Annotated in this window: 10 protein-coding genes; 1 reads left to right on the top strand and 9 read right to left on the bottom strand. The window is 61.4% G+C overall.

What is annotated here, in order from left to right; genetic code table 11:
- Positions 1-243: 243 nt before the first annotated feature.
- The 6 genes from DIE06_RS32890 to DIE06_RS32915 all read right to left on the bottom strand — a co-directional run bounded on the left by DIE06_RS32890 (position 244) and on the right by DIE06_RS32915 (position 6,605).
- Positions 244-750 (bottom strand): flavin reductase family protein, encoded by a 507-nt coding sequence (locus DIE06_RS32890; protein ID WP_260433854.1) that lies wholly within the window; start codon positions 748-750, stop codon positions 244-246.
- Positions 751-914: 164 nt separating this feature from the next.
- Positions 915-2,822, bottom strand: coding sequence for a long-chain fatty acid--CoA ligase (locus DIE06_RS32895; RefSeq protein WP_124665007.1), 1,908 nt, complete (start codon positions 2,820-2,822; stop codon positions 915-917).
- Positions 2,823-2,824: 2 nt separating this feature from the next.
- Complete coding sequence (locus DIE06_RS32900) at positions 2,825-3,607, bottom strand: enoyl-CoA hydratase/isomerase family protein (RefSeq protein WP_124665008.1); 783 nt, start codon at positions 3,605-3,607, stop codon at positions 2,825-2,827.
- Positions 3,608-3,615: 8 nt separating this feature from the next.
- Positions 3,616-4,890 carry an LLM class flavin-dependent oxidoreductase gene (locus DIE06_RS32905; RefSeq protein ID WP_260433855.1) on the bottom strand — a complete coding sequence of 425 codons (1,275 nt, stop codon included), beginning with the start codon at positions 4,888-4,890 and terminating at the stop codon, positions 3,616-3,618.
- A gap of 168 nt (positions 4,891-5,058) precedes the next feature.
- Complete coding sequence (locus tag DIE06_RS32910; RefSeq protein WP_124665009.1) at positions 5,059-5,838, bottom strand: creatininase family protein; 780 nt, start codon at positions 5,836-5,838, stop codon at positions 5,059-5,061.
- Positions 5,839-5,840: 2 nt separating this feature from the next.
- Complete coding sequence (locus tag DIE06_RS32915; RefSeq protein WP_124665010.1) at positions 5,841-6,605, bottom strand: enoyl-CoA hydratase/isomerase family protein; 765 nt, start codon at positions 6,603-6,605, stop codon at positions 5,841-5,843.
- A gap of 218 nt (positions 6,606-6,823) precedes the next feature.
- Between DIE06_RS32915 and DIE06_RS32920 the strand changes: the two genes are divergently transcribed.
- Entirely contained in the window at positions 6,824-7,645 is an 822-nt protein-coding gene (locus tag DIE06_RS32920) for a helix-turn-helix domain-containing protein (RefSeq protein ID WP_124665016.1), read from the top strand.
- Positions 7,646-7,682: 37 nt separating this feature from the next.
- Here the strand turns inward: DIE06_RS32920 and DIE06_RS32925 are convergent, their stop codons facing one another.
- The 3 genes from DIE06_RS32925 to DIE06_RS32935 form a co-directional block, all read right to left on the bottom strand.
- Positions 7,683-9,320 carry an acyl-CoA synthetase gene (locus tag DIE06_RS32925; protein WP_124665011.1) on the bottom strand — a complete coding sequence of 546 codons (1,638 nt, stop codon included), beginning with the start codon at positions 9,318-9,320 and terminating at the stop codon, positions 7,683-7,685.
- 200 nt (positions 9,321-9,520) lie between these two features.
- Complete coding sequence (gene ribB, locus DIE06_RS32930; protein WP_124665012.1) at positions 9,521-10,669, bottom strand: 3,4-dihydroxy-2-butanone-4-phosphate synthase; 1,149 nt, start codon at positions 10,667-10,669, stop codon at positions 9,521-9,523.
- Between the two features lie 22 nt (positions 10,670-10,691).
- On the bottom strand, positions 10,692-11,201 hold the full coding sequence (locus tag DIE06_RS32935; RefSeq protein ID WP_124665013.1) for an Lrp/AsnC family transcriptional regulator: 510 nt from the start codon (positions 11,199-11,201) through the stop codon (positions 10,692-10,694).
- Between the last annotated feature and the right edge of the window lie 337 nt (positions 11,202-11,538).

The following is an 11,538-nucleotide window of genomic DNA, read 5'->3' on the forward strand; positions in this document are numbered from 1 at the left end:
GATACATACGCCTTTGATTGCTACCCTCCTGTGCTCGTTCTGACTCCCGTCGTGCGCAGGCGGCCCCTTTCCGCCGGAGCTTCTCCATGATCCCGCCGGCAATCAGCCTCCAAAGCTTGTCGCACTTAAGCGTGATCCCGCGGTCGGATCGGCCAGATCGATACGGCGCTTCGAGCGGCTTGCCGATGATCCCCTCAGACCGCGCTCGTATCCGGATACCGGCAACGCATCCGGCGCCGCGCATCACGCATGCTGCTGCGGCAGCCGATGATAAGCGCGCCCGTGATACACGAGGCCCGAGCACGCCGAACCAAGATGCACCGCCTGTACCGCGCAGAAGAAAACCGTATGTGTACCGACGTCGATGCTGCGCTCCACCGTGCAGTCGAGACTCGCAGCCGCGGTTGCCAGCACCGGCGCGCCGGTGACGAGACGGAGCCACTCGCCATACGTGAAGCGCTCGCTCATCGGCACATCGCCCTTGCCCGCGAAGATCGGTGCAAGCTCCTCATGCTCGTGGGACAGCACGTTGATACAGATGATGCCCGCCGTGCTGAAGTGGCCATACTGGCGGCTCGACCGGCCTATGCAAACGAGCACCGTCGCCGGGTCGTCGGTCACGGAGCACACGGCGGACACCGTCATGCCGACATCGCCGGACGGTGTCGTGGTGGTGATGATATTTACCGCGGCTCCGATACGGGCCATGGCCTCGCGGAAGGTCGTGCGGTCTGGGGAAAGTGCTATCACGGCGGTACCTCTCTCGGTTGACGGAATGGCGGTGCGGCTTCATGGCGGAGCGCCACAGGTACTTCCACGAAGCAGCGTGGTGAAGTGCCCGTGGCGTTGCACCGGTCATGGCCCGCGCCGCACCGTCAATGGGTTCTCGCTGCCAGTTGCGCTGCCGGCGCGTGTTATTGCGGGTGAACGGAAGCTGCGGGCCCCGCACCGACAAGCTGCTCTTTGATCAACTCTTCTTCGGCATCGTCGTAAAGGCCGGCAATGATGTGCTCGTAACGCGCCATCAGCGGCTTGCGGCGTTTCTTGCGCGTTGCGGTCATCACGCCGTTTTCCGGTGTGAGCTCCTCGGGGAATAGCCTGAACGCCTTGATCTGCTCTGCCCGCGCCAACCTCGCGTTGGCCTTTTCCACTTCTTCGCGGATCAGGTCGATCACGATCGGCGACGTGGCCAGATCAGCGTAGCGCGTGATCGAAGGGTCGCGCGTCCTGGCCCAGTCCATCGTGAGCGTGCCGTCGACTTCGATCAACGCGGTCAGATACTTGCGCCCTTCGCCAATCACCAGTGCCTCCGTGATGTACGGGCTCTGGCGAAGTTCGTTTTCGATCTGCACCGGGCTGATCGTTTTGCCGGCGGCGGTGTTGATGAGCTCCTTCTTTCGATCGATCAGCTTGTACGAACCGTCGGCACCGACGTCGACGATGTCGCCGGTATACAGCCAGCCGTCCCGCAACGCGGCATTCGTTTCGGCTTCCTTGTTCCAGTAGCCGATGAACAGTCCCGGCCCGCGCACGATCATTTCGCCGTCCGGCAACACGCGTGTTTCCCATGCGGGGTCGTCGATCGGCACGCCGGAGTTGCCGGGCCTCGACCAGTCAGTGACCTGCGCGAGATTTCCGCCGACCATCTCCGTTTGCCCGTAATTCTCTTTCAGGTTGACGCCCCACAACTGGAACAGCGTGACGACCTCGGGCGGCACCGGCGCGGACGCCGTATACGGATAGCGCAAATCGTCGAAACCGATTCTGGCCAGCAACGGCTTGAAAACGAGCTCGCGGCAGGTGGCGTAGAGCTGTTCCTTGAACGGGTCGCTCGTGCCTGCGTCCAGTCGATCGGCGAGTACTTCCCGAGCGATGCCAAGTGCGAGCTGGTAGTTTCTCTGCTCGACTTCACTGCTGCCGTTCACGTGGTTGATGAGCTGGGTCGCGAACTTCTGATAGAAGCGCGGCGGCGCCATGTAGGACGTCGGCCTGACTTCCTGAATGCACTTCGCGAAATCGGCCGACACGTCGACGAAGTAAGGTACCGTCTTCGCGATCAACGGCAGCGTCGTCCCCTGAAGGCGCGCGACCGTGTGCGACAGCGGCAGATGGACCACCATGCGCTGCGGTTCGGACAGTATCGTCGGACAGAAGGTGGGCCACGTGAACGCACCCGCCAGCATCGACAGATGCGTGAGCATCGCACCTTTGGGCGCCCCCGTGGTTCCCGACGTGTAACCGAGGCTCACCAGGTCCGTCGACTTCGCAGGCTGCGACTGCTCGAGCAGATAGGCGACTTCGTCGCCGGCAAAATCCGACGCGAACTCGGCGAGCGAAACGACATTGGTGGCGATTTCACCGGGCGTGCGCTTCCAGCCCGGATCGAGCACCACGATTTTGACGAGCCTGCGCGACGTATCGGCCGCTTCCACGATCCGAAGCTGTTCGGCACTTCCGGCAAAAGCGAGTCTCGCTCCTGAATCCTCCAGGTAGTAGCGGACCTCTTCGACCGATGCGGTGAAATAGATGCCTACCGTCACCGCCCCCGAGCAGATCGTCGCCATATCGGCGATGACCCACTCGCAGGATACGTCGCCCATGATCGCAACCCGTTCGCCGCGTGCCACACCGGCCTCCCGGAGTGCCGCGGACACCGAACAGACTGCGTTCGCATAGCCTTTCCAGGTGGTGGGTATCCACTCGCCGGCACGCTTCTGGAAGAACGCGTTTGTGTCGGCGTCGTTCTTCACCCGCTCGATCAGCAACGCCGGAATGGTGGTGGTGGCGAATTGACTGCCGGAAGTCCACGGTGCCGCGCTCATTTTCAGTGGTCTCCAAAGCGCTTGCGCCGTTCGGCGAACGAAGCCACCGCTTCGCGGCGCTCGGGCGAGTTGAAAGTCAGCGTTTCCAGCGCGATCGACGTATCGAGCAGCAGGTGGGCATTCTGCTTGACGATCTTGTTGACGCAGTATTTCGTCCAGACGATCGCATCGCGCGGGCCGCTCGCGAGCAGTTCCGCGTAATCGATCGTCGCCTCCAGCAGTTTGTCGCTTTCGACGATCCTGTTGATCATCCCCATCGCCAGCGCTTCTTCCGCGCTGACGAAGTCGCCCGTCATCAGATAGTGCCGAGCGCGGACCGGCCCGAGAAGCAGCGGCCAGATCACCGCACCGCCGTCGCCCGCGACGACACCCGCATTGACGTGCGTATCGGCGAACCGTGCGGTCGGGCTCGCATAAATCATGTCGCAGAACAGCGCGAGCGTGGCGCCCAGACCCACGGCCACGCCATTGACCGCCGCCACGATCGGCACCTCGACCTCGAGCATGTTTCTCACGAGGTGACGGCCACCACGCGTCGCCGACGGGATAGTGCCGTTGTCGATCGACTTCTGGTCGCCGCCCGAGCAGAAACCGCGGCCGGCGCCGGTCAAAACGATCGCCTTGACCGATTTGTCGTGATCCAGATCGACGAATACCTGTTCCAGCTCGTCGTGCATGTCCCAATTGATGGCGTTCAGGATTTCCGGGCGATTCATCGTGACAATCGCGACGCCGGACGACCGTTGTTCGACATTCAGATACTGATAGCGCGAAGACGTATTCATACGTAGGTTCATCCTTGGCTTTGCTGCGGGTTGGCGGCCTGCGGGCGCATGGCGCGAATCTTCTCGAGCAACTCGTCGGTCGGGCGCACGATATTGTTCCGATCGTTGAAATGCGGAATCACGTAACGGCCCACCATGTCGATCGCCGACATGATTTGCTCGTGCGGTACCGAGTCGATATGCAGCAGCACCTCGTCGATTCCGAGCTTCTCGTATTGCTCCAGCTGACGAATGACGGTATCGGGGCTTCCGCACACCGTGGTCGCGGACTCGTTCAGCAGGTAGTCCCAATCTTCCGCGGCGCGTTGCATCGCGGGCACGCTTTCGGCCATGTATGCGTAGTTGTCCGCGAGTTTCGCGAGCCGCGGATACGCATCGGTCGAGATGCGCGCATAGTTCATGATCGCGCCGGCGTAAATGTCCTTCGCTTCCTGGTCGGTCTTGCCGATGCCGATGAACAGCGGCATGCCGGCGCGCGGCTTGTGCAATGGCCCGGTCTCGTCGCGCTTCCAGCTGTTCCAGTAGGTGTCGAGCAGCCCCTTCTGCTTTTCCCATCCCTGATAAATCGCATGGCTCATCACCGCAAGGCCTTCCGAGCCGGCCCACGCGTGGCTGTTCGCGCTGGTCGCGGCAACGCCGAGCACGGGATACGGTTTTTGCAAAGGCTTCGGCACGAGCGACCGCGGCGGCACCTGGTAATACTTTCCTTCGAAGGTGAACACGTCTTCACGCATCGCTTTGCGCAGCAACGCCATGCCCTCTTCCATCTGCGGCAGGGTTTCCTCCGGCGATACGTTGAACGCGCGCATGGCGATCGTGGTGTTGGCGCGACCGCAATACATCTCCATCCGCCCGTTCGAGAGGATGTCGGTTGCCGCCAGCCGTTCCGCGGTACGCAGTGCGTGATTGATGGCCTTGGGCATCAACGCCACGGCGGGACGAAGCTTGATTCGCGACGTGACGGCCGCGAGATAACCAAAGACCACTTCAGGCGCCGAGCTCGACACGCCGCCAAGCGCAAAGTGTTGCTCCGACAACGCAACGAAGTCGAAACCCATTTGCTCCGCGAAAAGCACTTCGCGAACCAGTTCACGAAGCCTGTTCGAGTAGCTATGCCCGACCTGCGTCTCCTGCTCGGACCAAAAGCCGATTTTCAATGGCATTTTCTTTTCCTTGATAGTCGTAGTTTGCAAATTCACGGCGCGCGCGAACGGTTGCCCAGGTTCGGCCAGTGTCTCGCCGTAAAACCATGAACATCGTCCTTGCGCTCGATTTCGAAACACCTCATCGACAGTCGATAGGGATACTTATCGATTCGTCTGCCGCTTCAGCTTTGAATCCTCGTTGTTTCCGTGAATAAATATTGCCGCAGATGTCGCAGCATTTTTTATTCATTTCCTGCCGCTACTGCGTCGATACCGGCAGATCATGCTGCCGGCGCGCCGGCCCTTCTACGTCGACGATTCGGCCGCAAATGCCGACGCCAGAAGTCTGGCCGTGGCACGCAGGCACGTCTCGCCGATCTCGCGTGACGATCCTCGCGCATCGCCGAGCACGCCGTTTCGCGAGATCGACGCCACGCCCTCCTTCCACATCCGGTTCAATTGCTCGGTCGTCATGGCGCCCACATGGCCTGCCACGAGTTGATCGTGTCGAACGCTGTCGGGGCGAAGATGGATCATGAGCGAGGTTTCGGCGATGTCCGCGTGTCCGCCCACGGATTCCGGATCGCCGCCGGCTGCCTCGACCGCCAGTCGCCATTCGCGCAGCCACGCCTGATGATCCGTATAGGCAAGCACCTGGACGTCCGGCCCGACAGCCTCTCGCAAGCCCGGCAACATCGCATGAAGGGCATTGAAGTTGCCGACATGAGCGGAGAATAGGTAGATGCACTTGAATCCGTGCGTCGCGAGGCTCACACAGTAATCGTGGCAGAGCGCGGCATACGTGTGCTTCTGCAACGAGATCGTGCCCGGGAAGGCCATGTGGTGCTTCGAGCATCCCACCTGGATCGTCGGTGCGATCAGGGTTCGCCCCAGCAACGTGGCGATTTCGACGGCGAGCGCGTCAGCATGATCGGCATCCATGCTCAGCGGCAGATGGGGGCCGTGCTGCTCGATTGCGCCGCAGGGAATGATCACGCGATCAAACTGCGTGGCCAATGCGGCCGCCACGTCCTCATACGTCATCCGCGCGAGATGCAGTGTTTTCGGTGGTTGGAGATTGCTCACGATCAGGCCTTCCTGTTGCGGGTCAGAAATCGGGATCTCGCGTCCGCGGTGTTCGCGTTGCCGAGATATCCACGCAGGTCGTCGAGCGTCATCTGCAGCAGCGCTGCATCGTTCATCCGTGCGCTCTCGCGCAGCGTTCTCTTGATCGCGGCGAAGAGTTGCCGCTCCTTGCTGCAAAGCTCGCGGCATTTCGCAAGCGCGTCTCGCAGCACTTCGTCACGCGTGGATATCGCGTCCACCGCGCCCATCGCGAGCGCATCGCCGGCGGTGATCAGTTCACCTGAAAACAGCAGCGAACGCGCGGCACGTTGACCGAGCAGCGTCGCTGCGTGGCGCATGCCTTTTGCCGCGGGCAACAAGCCGTGATTGATCTCGGGAAATCCCAGCCGGGAATTAGCGGACGCGACGACGTAATCGGCATGCAGCACCATTTCGAATCCCGCGCCCACCGCGTAGCCGTTGACCGCGCACACGAGCGGGCTCGGATACTGCTCGAGTTGCTCCAGGAACGCGTGGAACGCTTCCATGCGCGACAGCGCGAGTTCATGGTCCGCCACTTCATTGATATCGCCGCCGGCACAAAAGAACTTCTCTCCCGCCCCGGTGAGCACGATGCCCGGTGGCACGCTTTGTTGCGCGAAGTCGCTGAAGATCGAAATCAATGCAGTGATGAGCGGTTCGCTCAGCGCGTTCGCCGGCGGCCGGTTTATCGTCAGCTGCACAAGGTCCGCATCGATGTGTGTGCAAATCAGTTCGTCGGTTTTCATACCTGATGCCTCGTCATTTTTGATTGGGTCAGTGTAGGTGCAGCGGGGCCAAATTTAATTTTGATTTGCCGGCGCCATCGTTGATTCGGCGGATTAAAATCGCGTCACTCAGATGGCCCACCGAATGTTGCGCTGACGGCGGCGACTCGTGAACTCACCGAGGCCGCGCACGCGCAGAAAGCGAGTGAACCGTGGAACCCGAAACGCCTGAAATCCGTATGTCCGCGTCGCCAGCCATGACCGACGACGTGAAGATCAACTATCAACCGTTCGATCCGGACTCCGTCGATTTGCCGGTCATTTCCGTCCTGCTGGAGACGAGTGGAAAAGAGGATGAGCTGCCGATGCACGTTCATCGCAAGGGGCAGATGGTCGTCGCGTTGAGCGGGTCGGTCATGTGCCGATCGCCGAGCGGATGGTGGATCGTCCCGCCCAACGGCGCGGTGTGGATTCCGGGCGGCGTTCCTCACAGCAATCATGCTTCCGACTTCGCGAAGCTATACGTCATCTTCATTGCACCAGACGAAGCCGGCCTGCCCACCGACTGCCGCAGCTTCACGATCACGCCGCTCATCCGCGAGCTGATCCGTACTCTGGCCAGATTTCCACCCGATTATCCGAAGGACGGCCCGGTGGGTCGGCTCGCCAGGGTGTTGCTGGATCAGCTTGCGCAACTCGCGCCCGACGACGTCTTTCTTCCGATCTCCGACAATCCGCGGCTCCAACAGATCGCTTCGGCGTTGCTCGACAATCCCGCCGACCGCAGCACGATCGCGGAATGGGGGCGCCGGTATGCGATGAGCGAACGTACGCTCGCGCGGTTGGTGCGCAGCGAAACCGGCATGACGTTCGGGCGCTGGCGCGAGCGTCTGCATATCATCATTGCGCTTCAGCGATTGTCGGCGGGAGCGTCGGTTCACGCCGTCGCGCTCGAACTCGGCTATGAAGGCCCCAATTCGTTCATCACCATGTTCAAGAAGACCATGGGACAAAGTCCCGGCAAATTTCGAGTGGACCAGAAGGACGCTTCTTCGCGTTGAACGAAGCGCGGCGGCTGGCGCTACACCGCCGCGTCTTTCACAGCTCGCGCGCGCGCTCCCGCAAGATGAATTTCTGGATCTTGCCGGTCGATGTCTTCGGCAGTGGCGTGAAGACAATGGTCTTCGGCACCTTGAAATGTGCGAGCCGCTCGCGGCAAAACGCGATGATGTCCGCTTCGGTCACGACCGCATCGTCCTTGAGCGTGATGAACGCGCAAGGTGTCTCGCCCCACTTGTCGTCGGGACGCGCGACGATTGCCGCCTCCAGAACAGCGGGATGGGAATACAGCATGTCCTCGATCTCGATCGACGAAATGTTTTCGCCTCCCGAGATGATGATGTCCTTCGAGCGATCCTTGATTTCCAGGTAGCCATCGGCATGCCACACCCCGAGATCGCCCGTATGAAACCACCCGCCGGCAAATGCGTCGACCGTGGCATTCGGATTCTTCAGGTAGCCCTTCATCACGTTGTTGCCGCGCAGAATGACCTCGCCGAGCGTCTGCCCATCCTGTGGAACGGGCTCCAGCGTATCCGGGTGTGCCACCATCATTGCGTCGAGAATCGGGCCGCGTACCCCCTGGCGGGCCTTGAGTCGCGCTTTCGCATCGAGATCGAGCGCATTCCACGACTCGCGCCACACGCATTGCACGACCGGCCCGTAAGATTCGGTCAGCCCATAGGCATGCGTCACGTCCCAGCCCATGCGTTCCATGCCGGCGATCACCGCAGCGGGCGGCGGCGCGCCGCCGGTCATGACCTTGACGCCGTGACGAATGCCCGCTTTCAGCTCCGGCGCGGCGTTGTTGATCATGTTCAACACCACGGATGCGCCACAGAAATGCGTGACCACCTCGGTGCGGATGGCGTCGAGAATCCGCTCGGCCCGCGTATGGCGCAGAAAGACACTCGTGCCGGCCACCAACGCCATGGTCCACGGAAAGCACCAGCCATTGCAATGAAACATCGGCAAGGTCCACAAATAGGTCGTGTGCTCGTCCAGATGCCACGATAGTGCATTCGACACGGCGTTCAGATATGCACCTCGATGGTGATACACCACGCCTTTTGGATTGCCCGTCGTGCCCGACGTGTAGTTCAGCGCAATGGCCTGCCATTCGTCTTCAGGCATCGCGACAGAGAATTCCGTGTGCGCGGCCTCCTGCAGCAACGCTTCGTAGTCTTTCTCGCCGAGCAGATCGCCCTGTCCAAACTGCGGATCGTCAATGTCGATCACCTGAATGGCGCGGCCAAGACGCGCCAGCGCCCTCTTCACTGTCGGCGAGAATTCGCGGTCGGTGATCAGCAGCTTCGCGTTGCCGTGGTCGAGAATGAACGCGATCGTATCGGCATCGAGCCGCGTGTTGATGGTGTTCAGTACCGCGCCGCAAAGCGGTACACCGAAGTGCGCCTCGAACAGTTCCGGCGTATTGGCCGCGAGCATCGCCACCGTATCGCCGTTGCCGATGCCGCGCCCGAGCAGCGCACCGGCGAGTAGCCGGCAACGCCGATACGTTTCGGCCCAGTCGCGGCGAATCGCGCCATGCACGACAGCCGTGCGCTCCGGCCAGACGGACGCCGCGCGTTCGAGAAACGTCAGCGGCGACAACGCGACGAAGTTCGCCGGGTCGCGCTCGAGTCCGATCGTATAGGGATTGTCTGCCGTCGTTTTCATGCGTGCCGCCCCATGGCTATGGCACTCGCGCGCTCGCCGAAGATGCCCAGGTTTTCTGCGTATCTCATCTCTCCTCCAGTTGCTTTTATGGTCACGAAACGCTCTGAAACGAGCGGCACGAATTCATTCGGAACGACGCCACCGTGACTCGAACGAGAGCACCCGATCTCTTGATCTGCACGGGGCGCGGTTGAATGGCGTCAAACTTCCTGATAGTCGTGGATACGCTCTATTTTTCTCTGCTCCACCACGTTCAAACCGTAGCCCTCCAGGCCCACGATCGTTCGTTCGTGATTGGAGAGCAGGATCATGTTCTTCACGCCGAGTTCGGTGAGGATTTGCGCGCCGATTCCGTAGTCGCGCAGTTCCGGCTCGGCAGGCTTCGGATGCATCATCGAACGCACACGTTCCGACACGGCCGTGGCACGCGACTCGCGGATCACCACGATCACGCCGCGGTTCTCGCCCGCCAGCAAACGCGCGGCGCCGCGTAGAGACGCGAGGTGGTGACCGCCCATGACGTCGTTCATGGTGTCCATCGCATGCATGCGCACGAGCACGGGGTCGGCGCCCCGAAGATCGCCCATGACGAACGCAATATGCTCGACCTGATCGATCCGGTTCCGGTAGACGACGATCCGCCAATGTCTTCCATTCGGCTCGGTGAAGCTGCCGTGTTCGACGGCCTCCACGAGCCTTTCCGTTCGTCGGCGATAGGCGATGAGATCGGCGATCGTGCCCAGCTTCAGCTTGTGTCGCCGTGAAAAGGCGATGAGGTCGGGCAGCCTCGCCATGGTGCCGTCGTCGTTCATGATTTCGCAGATCGCACCGGCCGGCGCGAGCCCGGCCAGGCGGGCGATATCGACCGCGGCCTCTGTATGCCCCGCGCGCACGAGCGTGCCGCCGTCGCGCGCCATGAGCGGAAACACATGCCCGGGGGACACGAGCTCGTCGCGCCCCGTTTCCGGATTGATCGCAAGCGAAATCGTGCGGGAACGGTCGGCCGCCGAGATGCCCGTGCTCACGCCGTCACGCGCCTCGATCGACACCGTGAAGGCCGTCTCGTGCCGCGAGCCGTTGATCCGGCTCATCAGATGCAGGCCCAGCGATTCGCAGCGCGCGCGTGTCATCGCGACGCAGATCAAGCCACGCGCATGCGTCGCCATGAAGTTGACGGCATCGGGCGTGGCGAATTGCGCGGGAATGATAAGGTCACCTTCGTTCTCGCGATCCTCGTCGTCGACCAGGATGAACATGCGGCCGGCGCGTGCTTCTTCGATAATGTCCGACGCCGTCGCGATGTCGGCGCGCGAATCCACCGGCTGGCGGATCGATGTTGCGTTACTCATGAAACCACCTCGAGCGATGTGATCACGACGCCTGCGCCATGCCGTGAATCTGGATAGGCCGTGTCTTGTCGATAGGCAGCGTCGTTTTGTTGGCCAGCCGTTTGAGGACGACGTTCGAGCGAACGCTGGCCACGCCGGGAAGCGACGTCAGCTTGTGCGTGATGATGTGTTCCAGTTCGACGAGATCCCTCGCCACCACCCTCAGCAGATAGTCGGTTTGTCCGGTCATCATGAAACAGTCCATGACTTCGGTGATGCCTCTCACCGTATCGGCGAAACTCTCCCGCGCCTGCATGCCCTGCCGCTCCAGACTGATCTCGACGATCGCCATCACGCCCAGGCCGAGCAGGGACGCATTGAGCACCGCGACGCGCCGGCTGATCACACCGAGACGCTCGAGATTCCTGACTCTGACGAGACAGGGAGACGGCGACAGGTTGACTCGAGCCGCCAGTTCGAGATTCGTCAAACTTGAGTCCTCCTGAAGTTCACTCAGGATGCTAAGGTCTATTCTGTCCAGCGCAACGTTCATGGCCTGGGTCTCCTCTTTACCTAAGGCTCCGGTGCCCTGAGGTTCGAACGCTCGCTGTCGAGCGGAACATCGATTTCCGCTCCAGCACGCATTCGAACAACATCACCTGATGAACGAGTTTATGCCAGCCTACTCCGCGGAAAATTCCGATAAAAAGTCGAGTTATCACCAAAAACAGCCATTCTCGCGCCCGCTCGGGAAAACCCGGTATTCGTCATACTTGCGACACGTAAGCCGAGATGACGATCAGGCCTTTCTGGGCGGCGGCAGGTCCGTACAGACACCTTCGTACAGCTCGGCGGCCATGCCCACCGATTCGCCGAGCGTCGGGTGCGGA

It is taken from the genome of Burkholderia sp. Bp8998, assembly GCF_003854235.1.
Taxonomy (GTDB): domain Bacteria; phylum Pseudomonadota; class Gammaproteobacteria; order Burkholderiales; family Burkholderiaceae; genus Burkholderia.

Bases quoted from the DNA above. Each gene is read 5' to 3' on its own strand.
- DIE06_RS32935 (WP_124665013.1), bottom strand. From the start codon at position 11,201: ATGAACGTTGCGCTGGACAGAATAGACCTTAGCATCCTGAGTGAACTT.
- DIE06_RS32925 (WP_124665011.1), bottom strand. From the start codon at position 9,320: ATGAAAACGACGGCAGACAATCCCTATACGATCGGACTCGAGCGCGAC.
- DIE06_RS32915 (WP_124665010.1), bottom strand. From the start codon at position 6,605: ATGAAAACCGACGAACTGATTTGCACACACATCGATGCGGACCTTGTG.
- ribB (WP_124665012.1), bottom strand. From the start codon at position 10,669: ATGAGTAACGCAACATCGATCCGCCAGCCGGTGGATTCGCGCGCCGAC.
- DIE06_RS32895 (WP_124665007.1), bottom strand. From the start codon at position 2,822: ATGAGCGCGGCACCGTGGACTTCCGGCAGTCAATTCGCCACCACCACC.
- DIE06_RS32920 (WP_124665016.1), top strand. From the start codon at position 6,824: ATGTCCGCGTCGCCAGCCATGACCGACGACGTGAAGATCAACTATCAA.
- DIE06_RS32900 (WP_124665008.1), bottom strand. From the start codon at position 3,607: ATGAATACGTCTTCGCGCTATCAGTATCTGAATGTCGAACAACGGTCG.